Origin of the sequence: Paraburkholderia terrae (genome assembly GCF_002902925.1) — a bacterium.
Taxonomy (GTDB): domain Bacteria; phylum Pseudomonadota; class Gammaproteobacteria; order Burkholderiales; family Burkholderiaceae; genus Paraburkholderia; species Paraburkholderia terrae.
Map to the genome: position 1 here is coordinate 1 of NZ_CP026111.1, position 25,141 is coordinate 25,141.

The window sequence follows — 25,141 nt, forward strand, 5'->3', positions numbered from 1 at the left end:
ATGAACGAATTCTGGCAACACTGTTCCGCATTGCTGGAGCGTGAATTGACGCCCCAGCAGTACGTGACGTGGATCAAACCGTTGGCCCCGGTCGCCTTCGACGCCGATGCGAATACCCTGAGCATCGCAGCGCCGAACCGTTTCAAGCTGGATTGGGTCAAGAGCCAGTTTTCCGGTCGCATCACCGATCTCGCGCGTGACTTCTGGCATTCGCCCGTCGACGTCCAGTTCGTGCTCGATCCCAAAGCAGGCGTGCGTTCGGCGCCTGCCGCGCCGTCGCGGCCATCGTCGGTGGGCGCGCGCAGTGCCGCCGCAGCCGTCGACGCGGCAGTCGGCGCCGTCCAGGCGGCGCACGCGACACGCGCGGGCCACGGCGCGCACACGCACGCCGCGCAACTGACCGACGATGCCGCCGACCTCGATCTTCCCAGCCTCGACGCGAACGAAGCCGCTGCCGCACGCCGCACGTGGCGTCCAGGCGCGGCCGCGAACGGCGAAAGCGACTCGATGTACGAGCGTTCGAAGCTGAACCCCGTGCTCACCTTCGACAATTTCGTGACCGGCAAGGCGAACCAACTGGCGCGCGCGGCCGCGATCCAGGTCGCCGACAATCCCGGCATCTCGTACAACCCGCTGTTCCTGTACGGCGGCGTGGGCCTTGGCAAGACCCACCTGATTCACGCGATTGGCAATCAGCTGCTGATGGACAAAGCGGGCGCACGCATCCGCTACATCCACGCGGAACAGTACGTCTCGGACGTGGTGAAGGCATACCAGCGCAAGGCATTCGACGACTTCAAGCGCTACTACCATTCGCTCGACCTGCTGCTGATCGACGATATTCAGTTCTTCTCGGGCAAATCCCGTACGCAGGAAGAATTCTTCTACGCGTTCGAAGCGCTGGTTGCGAACAAGGCACAGGTGATCATCACCAGCGATACCTATCCGAAAGAAATCTCGGGTATCGACGACCGTCTGATCTCGCGTTTCGATTCCGGCCTGACCGTCGCAATCGAACCGCCCGAGCTTGAGATGCGCGTCGCGATTCTGATGCGCAAGGCGCAGTCGGAAGGCGTGAATCTGAACGAGGATGTCGCGTTTTTCGTCGCGAAGCATCTGCGCTCGAACGTTCGCGAACTGGAAGGCGCGCTGCGCAAGATTCTCGCGTACTCGAAGTTCCACGGCCGCGAAATCACGATCGAGCTGACCAAGGAAGCGCTGAAAGACCTGTTGACGGTGCAGAACCGGCAGATTTCGGTGGAAAACATCCAGAAAACGGTCGCCGACTTCTACAGCATCAAGGTCGCCGACATGTATTCGAAGAAGCGCCCGGCCAATATCGCGCGTCCGCGCCAGATTGCGATGTACCTGGCCAAGGAGCTGACGCAAAAGAGCCTGCCGGAAATCGGCGAGCTGTTCGGCGGGCGCGACCACACCACAGTGCTGCACGCGGTGCGCAAGATCGCCGACGAGCGCGGCAAGGACGCGCAACTCAATCACGAGCTTCACGTGCTGGAGCAGACGCTGAAGGGTTGAGGCGAGGTTGGAGGGCCGGATCAGGTCGAGGGTTTCCTCGAACCGGTCGGAAAATTCGATCTGTTTATTGCGCGAGCCACCCCCAATTTAGGGAAGTGCTTCCATTTTCAGGCACAATACAGGTTTAACCGTCCGGCAAAAGCGGACGGGATTCAAATGCCGTGACTGGCGCAGTACCGCGCCGGCGGGGGGCCGGGGCCGCGCGCTTCAATACTGCCGGGCAAGGCGCGCAGGCCGTCACATCAACGAAGGAACTCTATGCAACTGGTCAAGACCGAACGCGATAACCTCCTCAGGCCGCTGCAAACCGTGAGCGGCATTGTCGAACGCCGTCATACGTTGCCGATCCTCGCCAATTTGCTGATTACCAAGAACGGCCCGGACGTCTCGTTCCTGTCCACCGACCTCGAACTACAAATCACCACGCGTGCCGACTTTGGCGTCGGCGGTGACTCGGTGGCCACGACGGTAGCGGCACGCAAGCTGCTCGACATTCTGCGCGCGATGCCCGACGGGCAAGTCACGCTGACCCTGAACGACAAACGTCTGACGGTCCAGTCCGGCAAAAGCCGTTTCGCCTTGCAGACGCTGGCGGCCGACGAGTTCCCGACCGTCGCTCAAGCTAAAGACTTCGGCGCAAATCTCGCGGTTCCCCAAAAAACATTCCGCCAGTTGCTCGGTATGGTCCACTTCGCCATGGCGCAGCAGGACATCCGTTACTACCTGAACGGCATGCTGCTGGTGGTCGATGGCGACCAGTTGATGGCTGTCGCGACGGACGGTCACCGTCTCGCGTTCTCGTCGATGAAGATCGAAGGCTCGTTCGCGCGCCAGGAAGTCATCATCCCGCGTAAGACGATTCTCGAACTGCAGCGTCTGCTCGAAGACATCGACGATGTCCTCAAGATCGACATTGCGCCCACGCAGGTCAAGTTCACGTTCGGCGGCGTCGAACTGGTATCGAAGCTGGTCGAAGGCAAGTTCCCCGACTTCCAGCGCGTGATTCCGAAGTCGCACAAGAACACGTTCGTGATCGGCCGCGAAGAGCTGCAACGTTCGCTGCAACGCGCGGCCATTCTGACCTCGGACAAGTTCAAGGGCGTGCGCTGCATCGTCGAGCCGGGCCAGCTGAAGATCATGTCCACCAACGCGGACCAGGAAGAAGCCCAGGAAGAACTCGAAATCCCGTACCAGGGCGACAGCATCGACATCGGTTTCAACGTCACGTACCTGCTCGACGTGCTCGCGAACCTGAAGGTTGACCTGCTGGAAATCAGCCTCGGCGACGCGAGTTCGAGCGCGCTGATCACCATTCCCGAGAACGACGAGTTCAAATACGTGGTGATGCCGATGCGCATCTGACGCGTCCAACACGAAGAACACACCAAGGGGCGCAGCGCCCCTTTGGTGTTTTTATGGTGTTTTGAAAAGCTCCGAGCAGTAACGAAGCAGTAACGCAGATCCGGAAGAAATCCATGACTGAAACGAACAATTCGCAACCCGATAACAGCTACGGCGCCTCGTCCATTCAGATCCTCGAAGGTCTGGAGGCCGTGCGCAAGCGACCGGGTATGTACATCGGCGATACGTCGGACGGGACCGGTCTGCATCACCTCGTGTTCGAGGTGCTCGACAATTCGATCGACGAGGCACTCGCCGGTCATTGCGACGACATTCAGGTCATCATCCACGCCGACAACTCGATTTCCGTCACCGACAACGGCCGCGGTATCCCGACGGGTATCAAGCGCGACGACAAGCACGACCCGAAGCGCAGCGCCGCTGAAATCGTCATGACCGAGTTGCACGCGGGCGGCAAGTTCGACCAGAACAGCTACAAGGTGTCGGGCGGCCTGCACGGCGTGGGCGTGTCGTGCGTGAACGCGCTGTCGTCGTGGCTGCGCCTGACCGTGCGTCGTGACGGCAAGAAGCACTTCATGGAGTTCCACCGTGGCGTGCCGCAAAACCGCGTGATCGAAGAAGCGGACGGTGAACGCCTGTCGCCGATTCCCGTGGTTGGCGACACCGAGAATCGCGGCACCGAAGTGCATTTCATGGCCGATCTGGAAATCTTCGGCAACGTCGAATATCACTACGACATTCTCGCGAAGCGTATTCGCGAACTCTCGTTCCTGAACAACGGCGTGCGGATTCGTCTCACGGATCAACGCTCGGGCAAGGAAGACGATTTCGCGTTTGTCGGCGGCGTGAAGGGCTTCGTTGAGTACATCAACAAGACGAAGACCGTACTGCATCCGACCATTTTCCATATCGTCGGCGAGAAGGACGGCGTGGGCGTCGAAGTGGCGATGCAGTGGAATGACAGCTACAACGAGAACGTGCTGACCTTCACGAACAACATTCCGCAGCGCGACGGCGGTAGCCATTTGACGGGTCTGCGCGCGGCCATGACGCGCGTGATCAACAAGTACATCGTCGACCACGAAATCGCGAAGAAGGCGAAGGTCGAAACGTCGGGCGACGACATGCGCGAAGGGCTGTCGTGTGTGCTGTCGGTGAAGGTGCCCGAGCCGAAGTTCAGTTCGCAGACGAAGGACAAGCTGGTGTCGTCGGAAGTGCGCGCGCCCGTGGAAGAAGTGGTCGCGAAGGCGCTCGAAGAATTTCTGCTGGAAACTCCGACCGACGCGAAGATCATTTGCGGCAAGATCGTCGATGCCGCGCGTGCTCGCGACGCAGCGCGCAAGGCGCGTGAAATGACGCGACGCAAGGGCGTGTTGGACGGCGTCGGTTTGCCCGGTAAGCTGGCAGACTGTCAGGAGAAAGATCCTGCGAAGTCTGAGATTTACATCGTCGAGGGTGATTCGGCAGGCGGCTCGGCAAAGCAGGGCCGCGACAGAAAATTCCAGGCCATTCTGCCGCTGCGCGGCAAGGTGCTGAACGTCGAGAAGGCGCGTTACGACAAGCTGCTGTCGTCGGAACAGATCGTCACGCTGATTACGGCGCTGGGCTGCGGCATCGGCAAGGAAGACTACAACCTCGACAAGCTGCGCTATCACCGCATCATCATCATGACCGACGCGGACGTCGACGGTGCGCACATCCGTACGCTGCTGCTGACGTTCTTCTATCGTCAGATGCCGGAGATGATCGAGCGCGGCTATATCTACATCGCGCAGCCGCCGCTGTACAAGGTGAAGGCCGGCAAGGACGAGCGTTATCTGAAGGACACCGCGGAGTTGAACGCGCATATGCTGCGCCTGGCTCTGAACGGGTCTGAACTGATCCCGTCAGAAGGCGCGACGCCGATTGCGGGCGATGCGCTGGGCGAGCTGGCTCGTTCCTATCTGCTGGCGCAGGGAGTCGTGGATCGTCTGAGCCGGTTGTACGACGAAGCGGCGCTTGGCGCGGTGATGGATGGCGTGACGATCGATCTGTCGAGCGAGCAGTCGACGGAAGTATCGGCCGCTTCACTTCAGGCCAAGCTGCGCGACGATCCGCTCAAGCCCGAAGTCAACGTGATCCCGATGTACGACCCGGTGCGCGAACTGCGTTCGCTGCGCGTCGAGCGTCGTCATCATGGCAACGTGAAGGTCTCGGTCATCGACGAAGAGTTCCAGCTCACGGCGGACTATCAGCAACTCGTGAACACGGCGAACACCTTCAAGGGGCTGATCGGCGAGGGCGCTGTCATCAAGCGCGGCGAGCGGAGCATGGCTGTCGGCGACTTCAAGAGCGCGATGAAATGGCTGATCGCCGATGCCGAGCGGAACGTTTCGAAGCAGCGCTATAAGGGACTCGGTGAGATGAATCCCGGACAGCTCTGGGAGACGACGATGGATCCGAGCGTGCGTCGCTTGCTGCGCGTGCAGATCGAAGATGCGATCGCGGCGGATGGGATCTTTACAACGCTGATGGGCGATGAAGTCGAGCCTCGTCGCGCGTTTATCGAGTCGAATGCGTTGCGGGCGGGGAATATCGACGTTTGAGCGCGTCCCGAGCCAAATCAGCTAGGCACCAACAAAAACTCCAACCGTCAACGGTTGGAGTTTTTTTATGGCCTAAGAAATCTCAAGACCATTTGCGCGCATATCGATCCTTCACGACGCGCGAGATATAAGTCGACAAGCCTTGCCCTGCGACGGCAAGCCGCTTCATCTCCTCAACTTCCCGCCGTCCCGTCGTCGCATGGTCGTACAGATACACGTCACCGTCACGAAACTTCACGGTGATCGCGTCATCCGATACCTCGTAAGCCACGACACCCGACTGGCCGCTCAAATCCCGATACCGCTTCATCCTCACACCCGCTTCCGACAGCAGCAGAACATCGGAATCGAGCACGAACCATTCCTAAACCACCGGCAAGCAGATATCCGTCAGCAAGTTCGCTGGCGCGGTTTCCTTAGGATTATTCAAATACTCCTCGAACACAGGCGCGTCGGCGGCCTCATGTTCCGAATTGACCAGCCACTCGCCGTAAAGCCACTGATAAGCCGACGCCATATCCGCGTAAGGCCCCTTATGCCGCAACACGGCGTACCTGCCGCCCGCGATCGGCGTGACGCTCACCAGCCCATCACCTGATACATCGACGGCTCGCGGCAGCCACACACCCGCCTTCGACCGCAACTCACCCTCGGCCACGGCCGTCGGATCATCGTAGTAAATGCCGATCATCCGCATCTCGTTCGACAGCAGGCCACGGGAAGCCAGCCATCCCATCAGCGTATCGAACGCCTTGCCGATCTGCATATACGGCCCGACGTGATCGACGCTCAGCACGTCGAAGCCCTCGATATCGCGAATCACCACATCTCTCATCGTCATTTGGCACTCTCCTGAATCCGCAAGTGATGGCCGGAACCGGCTGTGTGTCCCGGCCTTCCGATACAGCGCGGGCGGCATGCCGAAGACGGCGCTGAACGTCCGCGTGAACGACTGCAAACTGCTATAGCCGGACCGCTCGGCGATCTCGGCAATCGGCATCGACCCATTCGCGAGAAAGCCGGCCGCGCGATGCAAACGCAACCGGCGCACGGTCGTCGCGACCGTTTCGCCGTACATGGCCTGATAGATCCGGTGCCAGTGATACGGCGACAGACACGCAATCCCGGCAAGACGGTCGATATCGAGCGGTTCGTCGAGGTGATCGTAGATATGGTCGAGCACGTGAGCGAGCCGTGCAGCGTAGCGCGCGCGATGGCCGATATCGTTCATGGCAAGCATCGGAAAAGGATCGATGAAAACACGATAGCACGCGGCGATTTACCAAATCCTGCGGATTTTTCGCTGCTGCTGCCCGTCAATCGTCGCGCATATTCAGCATCGACTTAACCCCGGGCTCAACAAAAGAAAACACAACAATCCGATCTAAACTTTGCCGATTTTCGATAACACCTCGATTAATGGCTTCCTACCATCGCCAGATGCCGCCGCCAAAAGGACCGCTCCGTGGGCCCACCACGCGGGCCGATCAGCCGGCAACTTCAACAAGGGAGCCTCAGATGAAATCAGAGTCGACAACCCAGCACAAAGGCGCCGTTACGCATCACGAACTGAAGCAGACTCTCGGCACCTGGCAGCTTTGGGGCATCGCCGTCGGCCTCGTGATCTCCGGCGAGTATTTCGGCTGGAGCTACGGCTGGGCGAGTGCCGGCACGCTCGGTTTCGTGATCACCGCGCTGTTCATCGCCGCGATGTACACGACATTCATTTTCAGCTTTACCGAGCTCACCACGTCGATTCCGCACGCGGGCGGCCCGTTCGCCTATGCGCGCCATGCGTTCGGCCCGACGGGCGGCTACATCGCGGGCGCTGCAACGCTCGTCGAGTTCGTGTTCGCGCCACCCGCGATCGCGCTCGCGATCGGCGCGTATCTGCATGTGCAGTTTCCCGGCCTCGAACCGAAGCACGCGGCAATGGGCGCGTATCTGGTGTTCATGGCGCTGAATATCGTCGGCGTGCAGATCGCAGCGGCGTTCGAGCTGTGCGTGACGCTGCTCGCGATCTTCGAACTGCTCGTGTTCATGGGCGTCGTGTCGCCGGGCTTCCAGTGGCCGAACTTCACAAAGGGCGGTTGGGCCGGCGCCGACACGTTCAGCATGGGCTCGTTCCACGGCATGTTCGCTGCGATTCCGTTCGCAATCTGGTTTTTCCTCGCGATCGAAGGCGTCGCGATGGCCGCCGAAGAAGCGAAGAACCCGAAGCGCTCCATCCCGATCGCCTACGTGGCGGGCATCCTGACCCTCGTCGTGCTGGCCATCGGCGTCATGGTGTTCGCGGGCGCGGCGGGCGACTGGACCAAGCTCTCCAACATCAACGACCCGTTGCCGCAAGCGATGAAATACATCGTCGGTGAAAACAGCGGCTGGATGCACATGCTGGTCTGGCTGGGACTGTTCGGCCTCGTCGCGTCGTTCCACGGCATCATCCTCGGCTACTCGCGGCAAATCTTCGCGCTGGCGCGCGCGGGCTACCTGCCCGAGTGGCTGTCGAAAGTGCATCCGCGCTTCAAGACCCCGCATCGGGCGATTCTCGCGGGCGGCGTGGTCGGCATTGCAGCGATCTATAGCGACGAGCTGATCCAGTTCGGCGGCCAGACGCTGACGGCGAACATCGTGACGATGTCGGTATTTGGCGCTATCGTGATGTACATCATCAGCATGCTTTCGCTCTTCAAGCTGCGCCGCAGCGACCCGGACATGGAGCGCCCGTTCCGCGCGCCGCTGTTTCCGTACTTCCCGGCGTTCGCGCTGGTGGCCGCGGTGATTTCACTGGCGACGATGATCTACTTCAATCTGCTCGTCGCGCTGGTGTTCGCCGCGTTCGTCGCGCTCGGCTACGGCTACTTCCTGATGACGCGTCATCAACGCGAAGTCGCGCCCGCCGATGCATTGCTCGAAGAATGATCAAGCTGTAGAAGCACGGGCGTACCTGCAACAAGCCGCGCAGTAGCTGCGGCGATGGAGTACACGACATGAGCTACACGGAGACAATCGGCAGCCGCACGTATCGTTTTGCCGATCTGAAGACGCTAATGGCGAAGGCGAGCCCGCTGCGTTCCGGCGACCAGCTCGCCGGCATCGCGGCGGCGAGCGAGGAAGAGCGCGTCGCCGCGAAGATGGCGCTCGCGGAAGTGCCGCTGCGCACGTTCCTGAATGAAGCGCTGGTTCCTTACGAGAGCGACGAAGTCACGCGCCTCGTCGTCGATACGCATTCGCCCGAAGCGTTCGCCGAGATTTCACATCTGACGGTGGGCGAGTTTCGCAACTGGCTGCTCTCGAGTTCGACGGATACAGCCGCGCTCACGCGCATCACGAAAGGGCTCACGCCCGAGATGGTTGCGGCCGTGTCGAAGCTGATGCGCAATCAGGATCTGATCCTCGCGGCGCGCAAGCGTCCCGTCGTCACGCGTTTTCGCAACACGGTGGGCCTGCCGGGTCACATGTCGGTGCGCCTGCAGCCGAATCATCCGACGGATGACGTGAAGGGCATCGCTGCATCGATGATCGACGGCCTGATGTACGGTTGCGGCGATGCGATGGTCGGCATCAACCCCGCGTCCGACAGTCTTTCGGCGATCACGAAGTTGCTCATGATGATCGACGACTTCCGCATGCGCTATCAGGTGCCGACGCAATCATGTGTGCTCACGCACGTCACCAACACGATTGCGGCGATCGAGAAGGGCGCGCCCGTCGATCTCGTGTTCCAGTCGATTGCAGGCACCGAGAAGGCGAACGCAGGTTTCGGTATCTCGCTTGCGCTGTTGCAGGAAGCGTATGAAGCGGCGTTGTCGCTCAAGCGCGGCACGGTCGGCAACAACGTGATGTACTTCGAGACGGGGCAGGGCAGTGCGCTCTCTGCGGATGCGCATCATGGCGTCGATCAGCAGACCTGCGAGGTGCGCGCGTACGCCGTCGCGCGTCAGTTCAATCCGTTTCTGGTGAATACCGTAGTCGGCTTTATCGGCCCCGAGTATCTGTACGACGGCAAGCAGATCACGCGCGCGGGTCTCGAAGATCACTTCTGCGGCAAGCTGCTCGGTGTGCCGATGGGCTGCGACATCTGCTACACGAATCACGCGGAAGCCGATCAGGACGACATGGACAATCTGTTGACTCTGCTTGGCGTGGCAGGCATCAACTTCATCATGGGCATTCCCGGCGCGGATGACGTGATGCTGAATTACCAGAGCACGTCGTTCCATGACGCGCTGTATGTGCGTGACGTATTGGGTTTGCGCCGCGCGCCCGAGTTCGAAGAATGGCTGGAGTCGATGCAGATCACCGATCCGCGCGGTGCGCTGCTCAATGCGCCGACGCGTCAGCCGTTGCTCGAAGGCGCGAGCGAATGGATGGGCATCGCATGAGCGATTCGATCGAAAAGAATGCGTGGCAAGCGTTGCGTGCGTTCACGAATGCACGCATCGCATTGGGCCGCGCGGGCAACAGTCTGCCGACTGCGCCGTTGCTCGCGTTCAATCTGTCGCATGCGCAGGCGCGCGACGCCGTGCATCATCCGCTCGATGCCGACGTCCTGCATGAACAGTTGCGCGCGCACGGCTTCACTTCGCTCGACGTGCATAGCGCGGCGCCGGATCGCGCGCATTATTTGCGTCGACCGGATATGGGGCGTCGCCTGTCCGATGAGAGCCGCGACGCGCTAAGCAAGGCGGCGACCAATGATGCGCCCGATGTTGTGTTCGTCATCGCCGATGGACTATCTGCATTCGCCGCGTCGAAACAATCGATTCCGTTCCTGCAAGCGATCACGAAGCGTCTCACCGACTGGAAGATCGGACCTGTCGTGGTCGCGCGTCAATCGCGTGTCGCGTTGGGCGATGAGATCGGTGAGTTGTTGAAGACGAAGCTCGTCGTGATGTTGATCGGCGAAAGGCCGGGGCTGAGTTCGCCGGATAGTCTCGGCATCTATCTGACGTACGCGCCGAAAGTGGGTTGCAGCGACGCGCAGCGCAATTGCATTTCAAACGTGCGGCCGGAAGGACTCGATTACGAAGCCGCGGCGCACAAGCTGCACTATCTGCTGACGCATGCGCGTCGTCTGGGGTTGACGGGCGTCGGCTTGAAGGACGACAGCGACGCGCTGCTTCAGGCTGAAGAAGCTGCGTCCGCTATTCCTGACGCCTCGAAGAAATAGAAAAGTGCCCAGACGCACGCAGCGTTTGGGCACTCGAAACATCGACATCAAACTGCGTCGGCTTTGCTCACCGGATGCTTTTCGAGCCACGCATTCTCTTCATCGTCGAACAGGCGCGAGCGCGTCAAGAACCGCAGACCCGTAGGCCGCTCCAGTGAAAACATGCCGCCGTTGCCCGGCACGGCATCGATGATCAACTGCGTGTGCTGCCAGTACTCGAATTGCGATTCGCTCATGTAGAACGGCACGCCTGCAATCTCGCCGAGCCTCACATCGGACCCGCCGACCATGAATTCATTCGACGGAAAGCACATCGGCGCGCTGCCGTCGCAACATCCGCCCGACTGATGAAAAATAATCGGGCCGTGCTCGGCGCTCAACTGCTGGATCAGCTTGACCGCCGCATCCGTTGCCACGACACGCGCAACGCCTTCTTTGCTCATCGCGCTTCCTCTTTTGGCTTGATCCGCTGGGAAAAAAGGGCGAACCGCATCGCGCGATCCGCCCAACAGGAGCACTACGCTCAGAAGAAGCCCAACGGTTTGTCGCTATAGCTGACCAGCAGATTCTTCGTTTGCTGGTAGTGATCGAGCATCATCTTGTGATTCTCGCGTCCGATGCCCGACTGCTTGTAGCCGCCGAACGCCGCATGCGCCGGGTACGCGTGGTAGCAATTCGTCCACACGCGGCCCGCCTGAATCTCGCGACCGAAGCGATAGGCGCGCGTGCCGTCGCGCGTCCAGACGCCGGCGCCGAGGCCATACAGCGTGTCATTGGCGATCTCCAATGCTTCTTCTTCGTTCTTGAACGTCGTGACGGAAACGACGGGGCCGAAGATTTCTTCCTGGAAGATGCGCATCTTGTTGTGACCGCGGAACACGGTCGGCTTCACGTAATAGCCCTTCGAGAGTTCGCCGTCGAGCTTGTTCTGCTCGCCGCCGATCAGGCATTGCGCGCCTTCCTGCTTGCCGAGATCGATGTACGACAGGATCTTTTCCAGTTGCTCTCGCGAAGCCTGCGCGCCGATCATCGTCTTCGAGTCGAGCGGGTGTCCCTGCTGGATGGCGGCGACGCGCTTCACCGCGCGCTCCATGAAGCGGTCGTAAATCGATTCTTCGACCAGCACGCGCGACGGGCAGGTGCAGACTTCGCCCTGATTCAGCGCGAACATCGCGAAGCCTTCGAGTGCCTTGTCGAAGAAGCTGTCGTCCTTGTCGAGCACGTCGGCGAAGAAGATGTTCGGGCTCTTGCCGCCGAGCTCCAGCGTCACGGGAATGATGTTCTGGCTCGCGTACTGCATGATCAGGCGGCCCGTCGTCGTTTCCCCCGTGAAGGCGATCTTCGCGATGCGCTTGTTCGACGCGAGCGGCTTGCCCGCTTCGAGACCGAATCCATTGACGACGTTCAGCACGCCCGCCGGCAGCAGATCCTGAATCAGTTCGAGCAGCACGAGGATCGAAGCGGGCGTCTGTTCAGCGGGCTTCAGCACGACGCAATTGCCTGCCGCGAGCGCGGGCGCAAGCTTCCACGTGGCCATCAGGATCGGGAAGTTCCACGGAATGATCTGACCGACTACGCCGAGAGGCTCATGAAAGTGATATGCGACCGTGTCGTGATCGATCTCCGAAATGCCGCCTTCCTGCGCGCGCACGGTGCCCGCGAAATAGCGGAAGTGATCGATTGCGAGGGGAATGTCGGCCGCCATCGTTTCGCGTAGCGGCTTGCCGTTGTCGATCGTCTCCGCGACGGCGAGGCGCTGCAGGTTCGCCTCCATGCGGTCGGCGATCTTGTTGAGGATGTTGGCGCGGTCGGTGGTCGATGTCTTGCCCCAGGCGGCCTTGGCGCGATGCGCGGCGTCGAGGGCGAGTTCGATGTCGGCTTCGCGCGAACGCGGTATCGACGTGAACGGCTCGCCCGTAATCGGCGAGATGTTGTCGAAGTACTCGCCGCCAACCGGCTTGACCCATTCACCGCCGATGAAATTCGCGTACTGCTTCTTGAACGGGAACTCGGTTGTCAGAAACTTCATCTCTGCGTGATTCATCTGTGTGCTCCTCACATGATCGGACGTCGATGTATTCGATTGGATATATCACCCGGCTTGGCGCTATTCCGCTGCCGCGTGTGCTTATCGCCAGAAGCGTGCCAACGTGGGTGAGAGGTTGGACAATGCCGGTGCATGCAGCACTGTCGCGAGGCACGCCGTTTTTCGGGCGCGGGTGAGCATCTGGATGACGTTGCATCCATGAGCAGTTCGAAACGCGAGTGTTCACCGAATGAACAGGGCGGCGTGCTACACCGGCGCACTGTGTGGTGATCCGATCGGCATGGGACTTGCGTCGCTTTGCGCTCGTTAGTTCAATGTCACATGCAGGTGCATGTTCATCATCGACGCCCCATATGACCATCGACCTTTCTTCTCCGTTGCCGCGAGCGACTGCCTGCCGATTCGAAACAAGCGTCGCGCACGACGCCGATGAGCAGGCGCGCAGTCTTCACGGCTGGACGCAGACCTACGACCAGCTCACGGCGGGCCGCTTCGTCGGGAGGCTGACGGGCCTGCATCTCGACGACATGCACGTGTTCTGCGAGACCACCAGCCAGACGCTGCGGCAGACCTGCGAAGTGCCGCCCGACGCCTGCTGGTTCGGCATTCCCGCCGAAGATCAGCGTGTCGGCCGCATTGGTCCGCAACCGATCGGCGGCGATTCGCTTGCCTTCCAGCGCGGCGGCGTCGACTTCGAACTGCTGACGCCCGGCGGCTACGCGATCTTCGGCGTGGTCGTGCGCGGCGAGGTGCTGCATCGGCATGCGGAATTCGTCGAGCACGCCGATCTGATCGACCAGGCTGCGCACACAGGCATCATTCCCATCGATACGCGAAGCAAGACGCGCTTCTGCGCGCTCCTCGCCGGCATGCTCGACGACGCGGCCAACGCCGCGCTGCCGGATCGCGCGCGGCACAATCTGCAAGCGTCGGTGCTTTCTTCGCTGTTCGATCTGTGCGGGACGGCATCGCTTGAACCCGTCGCGATTCCCGCGCGTCCACGCAGGCAGTGGATCGTTTCCGAGGCGCGCGATTACGTGCTCGCGAATCGCGACCGTCCCATCGGCGTGCCGGAACTGTGCGAGCATCTGCACGTCAGCCGGCGCACGCTGCAGTACTGCTTTCAGGATGTGCTGGGCCTTGCGCCCGCGAGCTATCTGCGCGCGATCCGCCTTAACGGCGCGCGCCGCGACCTGTGCGGCGCGGCGCCCGGCGAGCGCACGGTGCAGGACGTCGCGGCTGCGTGGGGCTTCTGGCATCTGAGCCAGTTCGCCACCGACTATCGCAAGCTTTTCGGCGTGCGTCCCTCTGAAACGCTGAAAACCGTCCACTCTCCGGCCAGCGCACCGCTGGCTCACTAACGCCTCATCGGCTGCCCGCTGTTGCGCATCCGCTAGAATTGCGGCATGCGCGGCCCTGTCTCGCCGCCCGACCCACCATCCTCATCGACGAAACGACACGCGCGCCGGCCTGTTTGAAGGTGTCCACAGCGACCTGTGGATAACCGGAAGGACAGCGGGGCGGAACTCGTGTGGAATCGATGTGGACGTAAACGGGGTAACTCGACGCTCGCGCACGAGCGGAAAAAGTTGTTCATCGAACTTCATCCGGTACGCACACTGACCACATGCGGTTATGCGTCCGGCAAAACGCTGATTCGTTTCGGTAAACCTGTGTTATCCACAGAAAAGCAGTTCGCTTGTTAACTGTTACTACGTATACATACAGGTAAACCTATTATCAAAAGACCTCTGCGCGCACGAAGACGTCGCGCGGATGACTCAAGCTGGAGATCACCGTGTTTACTTGCATCAACCAGAGCTGCGGCGCGCAGTGGGAACTGTCTGACGTCGTCATCAAAAACGAAGGGCAAGGTTTGCTGTTTCGCTGCCCGATGTGCGGCGCGCGCAACTATGTCGAACGATTCGACGCCGACGACGGCACGATCGTCTACGAGCAGATCGAAGGTCGCCCGTACAACTAAGCCAACATCGATATCGACATGACAACAAAGGCTCGTCCCTTCAGCGAACTGCCGCTTTCCGAAGCGGTGCTCGCGAATCTCACGCAACTCGGCTATGTCGAGATGACGCCCATTCAGGCCGCCAGCTTGCCGATCGCGCTTGCCGGCCAGGATCTGATCGCGCAGGCGAAAACGGGCAGCGGCAAGACCGCGGCGTTTTCGCTCGCATTGCTGGCGCGGCTCGACGCGCGCAGCTACGCGGTGCAAGCGATGGTGCTGTGCCCGACGCGCGAACTCGCCGATCAGGTGACGCAGGAAATCCGGCGCCTCGCGCGCGCCGAAGAGAACATCAAGGTGTTGACGCTGTGCGGCGGCACGCCGATGCGTCCGCAAACAGCCAGTCTCGAGCATGGCGCGCATATCGTCGTCGGCACGCCGGGGCGCATCATGGATCATCTGGAGCGCGGCAGCCTGTCGCTCGACGCGCTCAACACGCTAGTGCTCGACGAAGCGGACCGCATGCTCGACATGGGCTTCTTCGACGATATCGCGAAGGTCGCGCGTCAGTGTCCGAAAGAGCGGCAGACGCTGCTGTTCTCGGCGACGTATCCCGAAGGCATCGCGAAGCTGAGCCAGCAGTTCTTGCGCAACCCGAAGGACGTCAAGCTCGAAGAACGGCACGACGACAGCAAGATCCGCCAGCGCTTCTACGAAGTCACGGAAGACGAGCGTCTGCATGCCGTCGGCCTGTTGCTGAATCACTACCGTCCCGTGAGCACGATCGCGTTCTGCAATACGAAGAACCAGTGCCGCGATCTGCTCGACGTGTTGCGCGCACAAGGTTTCCACGCGCTCGCACTGCATGGCGAGCTCGATCAGCGTGAGCGCGATCAGGTGCTGATCCAGTTTGCGAATCGCAGCTGCTCCGTGCTCGTCGCAACCGACGTCGCCGCGCGCGGTCTCGACATCGCGCAACTCGAAGCTGTGATCAACGTCGACGTGACGCCGGACCCGGAAGTACACGTACACCGGATCGGCCGCACGGGTCGCGCGGATCAGGAGGGCTGGGCGCTGAGCCTCGCTAGCATGAACGAGATGGGTCGCGTGGGCGGCATCGAAGAGGCGCAAGGGCGTGATGTCGAATGGCATCCGCTGGCCGAACTGAAGGCGGCGAACGACGAGCCGCTGCTGCCGCCCATGGAGACGCTGCAGATTCTCGGCGGCCGCAAGGAAAAGATCCGTCCCGGCGACGTGCTGGGCGCGCTGACGGGCGAAGCGGGTTTCAACGGTACGCAGATCGGCAAGATCAATGTGACGGAGTTTTCGACTTATGTCGCCGTCGAGCGCGGTATCGCGCGTGATGCGTTGCGCAAACTCAGTGCGGGCAAGGTTAAGGGCAAGAAGGTGAAAGTGCGTTTGATGGACGAGTGAGCCTTGCCTTTGTCTTTCGCGAGCAAAACGTCAGACGAATAAGCGCAAGACGAAGGCATCACTCCTTTTCATGGCGGCGCGATCGCCCCGCCGTCATTTGCATGCCGCATTGCCGCAGAAAGGCAAGCACGTTTGTGCCGATCTCCCACGTCGCCTCCGTCGCCGCGCGCATGAGCGAAACGCATACCGCGCATGACAAAGTTTCGATTGTTCTCATGCACGCGTTGTTGCCTAATCGTTCAAACTGAACGGGACCGACGCGTGATGCGTGGCCCGCCGATTTGCAGCGAGGAGGAGGAAACTCATGCAGAGCGCTTTGCAAGCCCGCTCGAAGTTGCCGGACGTCGGCACGACGATTTTCACGGTGATCGGTCAACTGGCCGCCGAACACAACGCGCTGAACCTGTCACAGGGCGCGCCGAATTTTTCGCCTGACGAAGCGCTCGTCGACGGCGTGACTAAAGCCATGCGCGCTGGTCACAACCAGTACGCGCCGATGGCGGGCATCGGCGCACTGCGCGCGGCGCTCGCCGCGAAGGTCGAAACGCTGTATGGCGTGCATTACGATCCGTCGACGGAAGTGACCGTGATCGCCAGTGCCAGCGAAGGCCTGTATTCGACGATCAGCGCGCTCGTGCATCCTGGCGACGAGGTGATCTACTTCGAGCCGTCGTTCGACAGCTATGCACCTATCGTGCGCCTGCAAGGCGCAAAGCCTATCCCGATCAAGCTGTCTTCCACGGATTTCCGCGTGAACTGGGAGGAAGTGTCCGCGGCGATCACGCCGAAAACGCGGATGATCATCACCAACACGCCGCACAATCCGACCGCGACGATTTTCAGCGACGCCGATATCGAGCGCTTGAAGGCTGTCACGCGCAACACGGATATCGTGATTCTGTCCGACGAAGTGTATGAGCACGTCGTGTTCGACGGCGCGAAGCACCACAGCATGGCGTGTCATCGCGAGCTGGCGGAACGCAGCGTGATCGTGTCGTCGTTCGGCAAGTCGTATCACGTGACGGGCTGGCGCGTCGGTTATTGCCTCGCGCCCGCTGCGTTGATGGACGAGATTCGCAAGGTCCATCAGTTCATGGTGTTTTCCGCCGATACGCCGATGCAGTACGCGTTCGTCGAAGCACTGTCGAATCCGCAAAGCTATCTGGGCCTGTCCGCGTTCTATCAGCACAAGCGCGATCTGCTGGCGCGCGAACTGAGCGAGTCGCGCTTCGAGCTGTTGCCGAGCGAGGGCAGCTTCTTCATGCTCGCGCGTTTTCGCGGCTTCTCGGATGAAAGCGACAGTGACTTCGTGCTGCGTCTGATCCGCGATGCGAAGGTTGCGACCATTCCGCTGTCCGCGTTCTACACGGACGGCACGGATTCCGGCCTGATTCGCCTGAGCTTTTCGAAGGACGACGAGACGCTGATCGAAGGCGCGCGCCGTTTGCGTTCAATCTGAGGGACACGCAATGATGCAGGAATCGATTAAGGCAGCCGTGGTGCAGATGAGCAGCAGCGCGGACGTCCAGCAAAATCTTGGCGAAGCGCGTCGCTGGGTGCATCAGGCCGCGCGCGAGGGCGCCACGCTCATTTGCCTGCCCGAATACTTTTGCTGGATCGGCGACGACGAAATGCAGCGAGTGGCCCTTGCCGAAGCATTCGGCGACGGTCCGATCCAACAGGCGCTTTCTGAGCTCGCGCGCGAGACGGGCGCGTGGCTGATCGGCGGCACGGTGCCGATCCGGCCGTCGCATGGGCCGCAGGCCGGCACGCATGCGTACAACACGTCGCTGGTGTTCGATCCTTCGGGAAAAAGCGCTGCGCGCTACGACAAGATCCATCTGTTCAGCTTCAATCAGGGCGCGGAGCAGCACGCGGAAGGCGACACGATGGTCGGCGGCGACAGCATCGGCACGGCGCAGGGTCCGTTCGGCACGCTGCGTCTGTCCGTGTGCTACGACTTGCGCTTTCCCGAACTGTATCGCGCGGGGCCCAGCGCCGATGTGATCGCCGTACCCGCCGCTTTCACGTACACCACAGGCCTCGCGCATTGGGAACTGCTGCTGCGCGCGCGAGCCGTCGAGAACCAGGCCTTCGTGCTCGCGTCCGGCCAGTGCGGCACGCATTCGAACGGCTGGCGGACTTTTGGCCACAGTATGATCATCGGGCCGTGGGGCGAAGTGCTCGCGCGGCATGACGACGAACCCGGCATCGCGCTCGCGACGCTGACACAAAGCGCGCTCGATGAAGCGCGCAACCGCCTGCCGGTGCTCACGCATCGGCGCATCGCCACGCCGTCTGACGTGCGTTGAACCGCATTGAACATAAGGGGAAGGAGATCGATATGAAGCTTGTGAAGAATCTGCTGATGCTGGCGTGCGCGTTCGCATCGGTGGCGACGGCGTCGGCGATGGCTGCCGATGCGACGTCGCTGCGCTACGGCCTCGAGGCGCAATATCCGCCGTTTGAATCGAAGGGCTCGAATGGCGAGTTGCAGGGCTTCGATATCGATGTCGGCAATGCAGTGTGCAAGACGGCGAACCTGAAATGCAGCTGGGTCGAAACGTCGTTTGACGGCTTGATCCCCGCGCTGCAGGGCCGCAAGTTCGACGCGATCAACTCGGCGATGAACGCGACGGAAAAGCGCCGTCAGGCAATCGACTTCACCAACGTGATCTACCGCGTGCCGACGCAACTGATCGCGCGCAAGGATAGCGGGCTGCAACCGACGCCCGAGTCGCTCAAAGGCAAGCGCGTCGGCGTGTTGCAGGCGTCGATCCAGGAAACGTATGCGAAGGCGCATTGGGAAAACGCTGGCGTCACCGTCGTGCCGTATCAGGATCAGAATCAGGTGTACGCGGATCTCGTCGCGGGTCGACTCGATGCGACGCTGGTGCTCGCGCCGGCGGGTCAGACGGGCTTCCTGTCGCGTCCTGACGGCAAGGACTTCGCGTTCGTCGGTCAGGCGGTGCGCGACGACAAGATTCTCGGCAGCGGCGTGGCGTTCGGCATTCGCAAGGGTGACACGGCGCTGCGCAATCAGTTGAACGCGGCCATCTCCAAGGTGCAGGCGGACGGCACGGTCAAGACGCTCGCTGAAAAGTACTTCGGCAATATCGACGTTTCGGCGAAGTAAGCATCTTCGCTGCATCGCGCAACGCGCCGCATGACTCACGTCATGCGGCGCGTTTCTTTTTGCCTAACGTCTGATGAATGAATCGTCGAAAGCGGATGGAATAAAGCCTGCAACGATCCTGTTAGCGCAGCAAGAGCCCGATATTTGCACGACCGACGATCATGTCCCACACCCATTCACCGTCCGACAAGCCGCTTACCGAAGCGGACATGCAGGCATTCGCCGACGGCAATCTGCCGCCGGATCGGGCGGCGCGCGTGCGGAAGTATCTTGGCGCGCGACCCGGCGAGGCCGATCGGATCGCGTTCTACCGGCAATTGAACATGCAGATGCGCAGCGCATTTGAAGGCGCGCTTCCGCAAGGCATTCAGGCGCCGGGTAGTGATCGAAAGCGGACGGTCGATATCCCGTCGACGATGCGCAGGTTCTTTGTGCGGCGCATCGGCGTCGCGCTGCTCGGCATCGCGCTGGTGATTCTGTCGGCGAGCGGCTGGTTTTTTGCGTCGCGCGTATCGCCGGAAATGCTCGACGCCGCGGCCGTCATGGCGCTGATGCGCGATTCGGGGCCGCGAACCGGCGATGCGCCGGACGCTGTACTCTCCGATCCGCACTCGGTCGATCTGACGTCTTTAGGGCTAAAGCTGGCTGCGACAAAGACGCGTCATCCGAACGCCTTTGCGAGCATCGACATACTCGATTACCGCAATGCCGATGGCGAAGCTGTCGTGCTGCTTTCGAGCGCAGCGCCATTTGCGACGGACCAGCCGCATTGGGCGGCGCAGCGCATCGGCGAGGTGCGGCTGCTGTCGTGGACGGTGAAAGGCCGGCGCTACGTGCTCGCCGGAAAGGCAACGACACACGGTCTGATGCGCGCTGCTGACGCGCTGACGATCCGCTAGCAAATGCACGGCTTGTCGATTCGCACGTGCTTTTGCGGTTTCCGCGAAACAAGCGGAATAAAATACTGCAGGTTGTGTTCTCTGCTTCAAGAGGCGACGCGCGCGGCGGAATGCGCGCCAAGCGATATTTGATGGGTAGAGCAAATGGACATCCGTAACGAGTTGATGGATCACGTGCCGCGATTGCGCCGCTATGCGCGCGCGCTGATCAGCAATCGCGATCTCGCGGACGATCTCGTGCAGGACACGCTCGAACGCGCGCTCACGCGTATGAAGATGTTCGAGGCGGGAACCGATCTGCGCGCATGGCTTTTCACGATCATGCACAACGTGTTCGTCAATCAGGTGCGCAAGTCGTCGTCGCGCGCTGTTCACGTTTCGGTGGACGATGAGAGCATCGTCGAAAGCGAATTTGCGGTGTCGGGCGAGCAGACGCGTTCGCTCGAAGTGCGTGATCTCGACTACGCGTTGCAGCGTCTGCCTGCCGATCAGCGCGAAGTTGTCTTGCTGGTTGGGCTAGAGGAAATGAGTTACGCCGAAGTGGCGATTGCACTCGACATCCCCGTCGGTACCGTGATGTCGAGGCTTTCGCGTGGACGCGAGCGCTTGCGCGCATTGATGGCGGGCGCACAGCCCGGCGCGAAACTGAAGGTGGTGCGATGAGCGATCAACAGACTCCCATCAGCGAAGAAGACGTTCATGCGTACGTGGACGGGACGCTGTCCGACGAGCGCCGTGAAGAGGTCGAGCGCGCGATCGAACTGAATCCCGCGCTGGCGGCGCGCGTGAGCGATTACTTTTCGCTGAACAACATGTTTCATGAGCGCTATGACCGCGTGCTGAGCGAGCCCGTGCCCGCGCGTCTGCGTATGCCGGAGAAACGTCGCTGGCTCAGCGCGGCGAACTGGCCGCAGTTTGCGGGTATGGCGGCGGCGCTGGTGTTGGGCATCGGCATTGGTGTCGGCACGAACATGGGCAAGGATGTAGCTGCGCCGGGGGCGAGTGCGCCGTCGGTGACCTCGAGTACTCGGCCCGTGAGTGCGGATGCATCGGAAGTGTTCGCGCAAAAGGCGGCGTTGGCGCATGTCGTGTACATGCCTACCGTTAGTCGTCCCGCGCAGATCGGCCAGGACCACGAGCAGGATTTCGTGCAGTACCTCGCGAACAAACTTGGCACCGATGTGCATCCGCCGATGCTCACGAAAAGCGGATTCGAGCTTGCGGGCGGCCGTATATTGCCTGGCGACGATGGGCCCGTTGCGCAGTTCATGTATCACAACGCGAATGGCGAGCGCGTGACGCTTTGTATTTCTCATCGAAAGGTGAATGCGAATACGACAGCGTTCAAGCTTTATCAGGAAGGGCCGGTGAATGTTTTTTATTGGGTCGATGGTGACTTCGGCTATGCGGTGTCGGGTGGTATCGATCGCAAGGTGATGTTGCAGATTGCGCACGATGTGTATGCGCAGTTGACTGGGGCGACGCCGGGTTGATGTTGGTGGTGGTTTGACGTTGAGCGGCCGTATCTTCGGATGCGGCCGCTTTTGTTTCCGCTTAGATAGTTAGATATCCGTATTTATTTTTTAGTGTGGCGAGTGGGAATAGATTGCAGCGTCGCGTGGTTCGTCATTGTGCGTACCGCACGTTTTCAAAGGAGTTGGAAATGAAGATGCTCGCATTGCTGGCTGTCGCCGTCGCTGCACTTGGTTCGACGAATGTCTTCGCGCAAGGCAAGACGCGCGCAGAGGTGTATCAGGAGTTGATCGAGGCGCAGCAGAACGGATTGAACTTCGTCACGGATGCTTCGTATCCCGATGTCAGTCCGGCGTTTCAAGGCACGGTCGAATATCTGAAGAAGCAAGCGCTTGCCAAAGCGGAAAGAGCGAACAAGATGGCCAAGGCGGCATCGGATGCGGCGGTGCCGGGGAATTGAAGTTGTTGGGCGCGCGGCGGGGAAAACAAAAAGGCCGGTCAGCTTTCGCTTGACCGGCCTTCGAATTCTTTGGTGGGGCGTGAGTGACTCGAACACTCGACCTACGGATTAAGAGTCCGCTGCTCTACCAACTGAGCTAACGCCCCCAACAGAAGCGAAATTATGCAGGAGTTTTTCTTGCTTGGCAAGTGTATCTCGCAAATTTCTTAAAAAAAGATTCCGCAGCAGGCCCCGCCAGAAAGGACGGGACCGCCAGCATCCACCGAAATCACCATCGAAGCGCACGGGCGTTCGTCCCGGTATCATGTCGCGACACATGCCGTGCGGCCTTTCGCCCGGCCCAACGGGAAATCATGATGGACGAAACCGAAGTCCGAGAACTGCTCGATCGTGTGCTCGCGCCATGGGTGCGCGCGCTGTCGCTCACACCTGTCAAGGTCGACGATGAAAGCGCCACGCTGCGCCTGCCGTTTTCCGGCGAGCTGCGGCACAGCGGCGGCGTAATCTGCGGCCAGGTCTTCATGGCAGCCGCCGATACGGCGATGGTCGTCGCCATTTCCGCGGCGCTCGGCGGGTTCAAACCGATGACCACCGTCTCGCTGAACATCAGCTTCATGCGGGCTGTTCGCAAAGGCGACGTGGTCATCACGGCGCGCGTGCTGCGCATGGGCCGCAATCTCGTGTTCGGCGAAGTCGAGCTGACCGACGACGACGGCAAGATGGCCGTCCACGCCACCACCACTTACGCGCTGCTCAACTGAGCGCGCCTGTCGACGGCGCGAGCCCGCGCCGCGGCAATCGAAGGAAGCAACGGATGTTCGATCAGGTCGTATTCGCCGGCGGCGGCAATCGCTGCTGGTGGCAAGCAGGATTCTGGGACGTGGTCCAGCCGGAACTGACTATCAAGCCGCGCGTGATCACGGGCATTTCTGCGGGCGCGGCCACGGCCTGCATGCTCTACACGCGCGACGCCGATTGGGTGATGCGCTATTACGAGACCGCGCTGCGCAACAACACGAAGAACGCGTACTGGGGCAATCTGCTGCGCGGCGAATCGGTGTTTCCACATTACCGGATCTACCGGCAGGCGCTGCTCGATATCTACGGTGAAAAGTTCGCGCAATTGGCGAAGGCGCCGGAAATCCGTATCGGCGTGTCGCACGTGCCGCGCTGGCTGGGCGCGCGCAGCGCCGTCGCGGCCGGACTGATCGCCTATAACATCGAAAAATACATCCGCAAGACGCTGCATCCGACGCTCGGCCAATCGCTCGGTTTTCATCCGGAATTCGTTCGCGCGCAGGATTGCGCGAGTGTCGAAGAACTCGCGGACCTGATTCTCCAATCATCGTGTACGCCGCCGTTCACGCCTGTCTTGCGGCGCAATGGGCGTCCCGTGCTGGATGGCGGGATGGTCGACAATGTGCCCGTCGGCGCGCTCGATCCGTCGCCCGGCAATGTGCTGGTGATGGTGACGCGGATCTATCCGCGTCCGCAGATGTTCGTCGTGCCGCATGGCACGCAACAGCGGCTGTACGTGCAGCCGTCGCGCAAAGTGCCGATTTCGAGCTGGGACTACACGAGTCCGTCGCAGATGCAGCACGCATACAATCTCGGACGCGTGGACGGCGAGCAGTTTCTACAACGCGTGCCTGAACTGCTCGACGCCGCCGCGCACGACTGAAACGCGTACTTAAAGGCGCTGGGCCCATGCGGGGCCGCATGCACTCACTTACCGACGACGTCCGCCCTGCAGCGCTTCCGGATTCGCGACGCTCGACGTATCGCCCTGATCGAACGCGAGAATGTTCTTGAACGCCGCGCTGAAATAAAGCTCGTAGCTTTCCTTCTCGACATAGCCGATGTGCGGCGAGCAAATCACGTTTTCCATTCGCAGCAGGCTGTAGCCCTGCAGGATCGGCTCGCTTTCGTAGACGTCGATCGCGACCATGCCCGGACGGTTGTGCGACAGGGCGCCCATCAACGCATTCTCTTCGAGCAGCTCGGCGCGGCTCGTGTTGACGAAGAGCGCGGTCGGCTTCATGCGCATCAGATCTTCCTGCTTGACGATGCCGCGCGTGTCGTCGTGCATGCGCAGATGCAGCGACAGCACGTCGCTCTGCTCGAACAGCGCCTCGCGGCTTTCCGCGACCTGATAGCCGTCGGCGAGCGCCGCTTCGCGGGTGTGATCGCGGCCCCAGATCAGCACGTTCATCCCGAACGCCTTGCCGTAACCCGCCACCAGCCGGCCGATCTTGCCGTAGCCCCAGATGCCGAGCGTCTGTCCGCGCAGCACCTGGCCGAGGCCGAAGTTCGGCGGCAGCGCCGAGGTTTTCAGACCGGATTGCTGCCAGGCCCCTTGCTTAAGGTTTGCCACGTATTGCGGAATGCGACGCTGCGCGGCCATGATTAGGGCCCACGTCAGTTCGGCGGGTGCGATCGGCGAGCCGACGCCTTCGAGCACGGCAATGCCGCGCTCGGTACAGGCGGCGATGTCGATATGGTTTCCTGCACGGCCGGTCTGGCTGATCATGCGCAGATGCGGCAGCTTGTCGAGCAGTTGCGAGCTGATGCGGGTGCGTTCGCGAATCAGGACCAGCGCGTCGACTTCCGACAGGCGGCTGGCGAGCTGGCCCAGACCGCGAACGGTGTTGTTAAAGACCTTGACCTCGTGGTCGGCGAGCATTTGGAAACAGTCGAGCTTGCGGACGGCGTCTTGATAATCGTCAAGGATGGCAATCTTCATGGCGTATATGTTTTGCGACGCACCATGCGGGTGCGGAACGGAGAGTCTTATTCGGGTGTCCCATCATGTGACCTGGACCACATGATGCTTATTGTGAATGCCTTACCGTACAAGGAGCCGCTATGACGGAGCCACGACGGCGAGGCAAGTTCCCTCGTTTTTAACAGTTTGTTGCATGTCCACGCAAGCCGCTTTACAGACGGTTTCAACGTGTCGGCGACAGGCTGGAAGGCCCTTACGACTGCTGGATCGCGCGCATTAAAACCCTTCGCGCCGATTATCGCCTCTCGCATGCAGCGTCGTTGGGCTAGGACCGTTTTTCTTTTTCTACCA

General features: G+C 61.0%; 23 protein-coding genes and 1 tRNA gene. 18 read left to right on the forward strand and 6 right to left on the reverse strand.

Annotation, left to right across the window (positions count from 1 at the left end; translation table 11 throughout):
• From dnaA to gyrB, 3 genes are all read left to right on the forward strand, one after another.
• Complete coding sequence (gene dnaA / locus C2L65_RS00005) at positions 1-1,536, forward strand: chromosomal replication initiator protein DnaA (protein WP_042305048.1); 1,536 nt, start codon at positions 1-3, stop codon at positions 1,534-1,536.
• A 258-nt stretch (positions 1,537-1,794) separates the two neighbouring features.
• Positions 1,795-2,898, forward strand: a complete 1,104-nt coding sequence (gene dnaN / locus C2L65_RS00010; protein ID WP_007581912.1) for a DNA polymerase III subunit beta — start codon at positions 1,795-1,797, stop codon at positions 2,896-2,898.
• Positions 2,899-3,011: 113 nt separating this feature from the next.
• Positions 3,012-5,483: a DNA topoisomerase (ATP-hydrolyzing) subunit B gene (gyrB, locus tag C2L65_RS00020; RefSeq protein WP_042305047.1), complete on the forward strand. Its 2,472-nt coding sequence runs from the start codon at positions 3,012-3,014 to the stop codon at positions 5,481-5,483.
• An 82-nt stretch (positions 5,484-5,565) separates the two neighbouring features.
• Here gyrB and C2L65_RS00025 read toward each other — a convergent pair whose 3' ends face one another.
• Positions 5,566-5,838 carry a hypothetical protein gene (locus C2L65_RS00025; protein ID WP_081920769.1) on the reverse strand — a complete coding sequence of 91 codons (273 nt, stop codon included), beginning with the start codon at positions 5,836-5,838 and terminating at the stop codon, positions 5,566-5,568.
• 9 nt (positions 5,839-5,847) lie between these two features.
• On the reverse strand, positions 5,848-6,714 hold the full coding sequence (locus C2L65_RS00030) for an AraC family transcriptional regulator (RefSeq protein ID WP_042305160.1): 867 nt from the start codon (positions 6,712-6,714) through the stop codon (positions 5,848-5,850).
• Positions 6,715-7,001: 287 nt separating this feature from the next.
• On the opposite strand from C2L65_RS00030, the gene eat reads away from it, so the two are divergent.
• From eat to eutC, 3 genes are all read left to right on the forward strand, one after another.
• Positions 7,002-8,405: an ethanolamine permease gene (gene eat, locus C2L65_RS00035; RefSeq protein WP_042305046.1), complete on the forward strand. Its 1,404-nt coding sequence runs from the start codon at positions 7,002-7,004 to the stop codon at positions 8,403-8,405.
• 68 nt (positions 8,406-8,473) lie between these two features.
• Complete coding sequence (locus C2L65_RS00040; protein ID WP_042305045.1) at positions 8,474-9,868, forward strand: ethanolamine ammonia-lyase subunit EutB; 1,395 nt, start codon at positions 8,474-8,476, stop codon at positions 9,866-9,868.
• The gene (eutC, locus tag C2L65_RS00045; protein ID WP_042305044.1) at positions 9,865-10,656 is read left to right on the forward strand and encodes an ethanolamine ammonia-lyase subunit EutC; all 792 of its coding nucleotides are present in this window, start codon (positions 9,865-9,867) and stop codon (positions 10,654-10,656) included. Before C2L65_RS00040 ends, eutC begins: the two co-directional genes overlap by 4 nt.
• A gap of 47 nt (positions 10,657-10,703) precedes the next feature.
• Here the strand turns inward: eutC and C2L65_RS00050 are convergent, their stop codons facing one another.
• Both C2L65_RS00050 and adh read right to left on the reverse strand, forming a co-directional pair.
• Positions 10,704-11,099, reverse strand: coding sequence for a DUF779 domain-containing protein (locus C2L65_RS00050; protein WP_042305043.1), 396 nt, complete (start codon positions 11,097-11,099; stop codon positions 10,704-10,706).
• A gap of 80 nt (positions 11,100-11,179) precedes the next feature.
• Complete coding sequence (gene adh, locus C2L65_RS00055; protein WP_042305042.1) at positions 11,180-12,700, reverse strand: aldehyde dehydrogenase; 1,521 nt, start codon at positions 12,698-12,700, stop codon at positions 11,180-11,182.
• A gap of 356 nt (positions 12,701-13,056) precedes the next feature.
• On the opposite strand from adh, the gene C2L65_RS00060 reads away from it, so the two are divergent.
• From C2L65_RS00060 to C2L65_RS00105, 10 genes are all read left to right on the forward strand, one after another.
• Positions 13,057-14,064: a helix-turn-helix domain-containing protein gene (locus tag C2L65_RS00060; RefSeq protein WP_042305041.1), complete on the forward strand. Its 1,008-nt coding sequence runs from the start codon at positions 13,057-13,059 to the stop codon at positions 14,062-14,064.
• Between the two features lie 437 nt (positions 14,065-14,501).
• Complete coding sequence (locus tag C2L65_RS00065) at positions 14,502-14,687, forward strand: hypothetical protein (RefSeq protein WP_007581925.1); 186 nt, start codon at positions 14,502-14,504, stop codon at positions 14,685-14,687.
• Positions 14,688-14,705: 18 nt separating this feature from the next.
• Positions 14,706-16,097 carry an ATP-dependent RNA helicase DbpA gene (dbpA, locus tag C2L65_RS00070; protein WP_042305040.1) on the forward strand — a complete coding sequence of 464 codons (1,392 nt, stop codon included), beginning with the start codon at positions 14,706-14,708 and terminating at the stop codon, positions 16,095-16,097.
• Between the two features lie 304 nt (positions 16,098-16,401).
• On the forward strand, positions 16,402-17,556 hold the full coding sequence (locus C2L65_RS00075; RefSeq protein WP_042305039.1) for a pyridoxal phosphate-dependent aminotransferase: 1,155 nt from the start codon (positions 16,402-16,404) through the stop codon (positions 17,554-17,556).
• A gap of 10 nt (positions 17,557-17,566) precedes the next feature.
• A complete protein-coding gene (locus C2L65_RS00080; protein ID WP_042305038.1) occupies positions 17,567-18,409 on the forward strand; it encodes a carbon-nitrogen hydrolase family protein in 843 nt (280 codons plus the stop codon).
• A gap of 32 nt (positions 18,410-18,441) precedes the next feature.
• Complete coding sequence (locus tag C2L65_RS00085) at positions 18,442-19,233, forward strand: ABC transporter substrate-binding protein (RefSeq protein ID WP_042305159.1); 792 nt, start codon at positions 18,442-18,444, stop codon at positions 19,231-19,233.
• A gap of 161 nt (positions 19,234-19,394) precedes the next feature.
• On the forward strand, positions 19,395-20,132 hold the full coding sequence (locus tag C2L65_RS00090; protein WP_042305037.1) for an anti-sigma factor family protein: 738 nt from the start codon (positions 19,395-19,397) through the stop codon (positions 20,130-20,132).
• 144 nt (positions 20,133-20,276) lie between these two features.
• Positions 20,277-20,795: an RNA polymerase sigma factor gene (locus C2L65_RS00095; protein ID WP_042305036.1), complete on the forward strand. Its 519-nt coding sequence runs from the start codon at positions 20,277-20,279 to the stop codon at positions 20,793-20,795.
• On the forward strand, positions 20,792-21,625 hold the full coding sequence (locus C2L65_RS00100) for an anti-sigma factor family protein (RefSeq protein ID WP_042305035.1): 834 nt from the start codon (positions 20,792-20,794) through the stop codon (positions 21,623-21,625). Before C2L65_RS00095 ends, C2L65_RS00100 begins: the two co-directional genes overlap by 4 nt.
• A 170-nt stretch (positions 21,626-21,795) precedes the next feature.
• On the forward strand, positions 21,796-22,065 hold the full coding sequence (locus tag C2L65_RS00105) for a DUF4148 domain-containing protein (RefSeq protein ID WP_007581939.1): 270 nt from the start codon (positions 21,796-21,798) through the stop codon (positions 22,063-22,065).
• Between the two features lie 70 nt (positions 22,066-22,135).
• Here the strand turns inward: C2L65_RS00105 and C2L65_RS00110 are convergent.
• Positions 22,136-22,211, reverse strand: a tRNA-Lys gene (locus C2L65_RS00110).
• A gap of 210 nt (positions 22,212-22,421) precedes the next feature.
• Between C2L65_RS00110 and C2L65_RS00115 the strand changes: the two genes are divergently transcribed.
• Positions 22,422-22,826, forward strand: coding sequence for a PaaI family thioesterase (locus C2L65_RS00115; protein ID WP_035987232.1), 405 nt, complete (start codon positions 22,422-22,424; stop codon positions 22,824-22,826).
• Between the two features lie 53 nt (positions 22,827-22,879).
• A complete protein-coding gene (locus C2L65_RS00120) occupies positions 22,880-23,746 on the forward strand; it encodes a patatin-like phospholipase family protein (RefSeq protein ID WP_042305034.1) in 867 nt (288 codons plus the stop codon).
• A 48-nt stretch (positions 23,747-23,794) separates the two neighbouring features.
• Here C2L65_RS00120 and C2L65_RS00125 read toward each other — a convergent pair whose 3' ends face one another.
• The gene (locus tag C2L65_RS00125; RefSeq protein WP_042305033.1) at positions 23,795-24,808 is read right to left on the reverse strand and encodes a D-2-hydroxyacid dehydrogenase family protein; all 1,014 of its coding nucleotides are present in this window, start codon (positions 24,806-24,808) and stop codon (positions 23,795-23,797) included.
• Between the last annotated feature and the right edge of the window lie 333 nt (positions 24,809-25,141).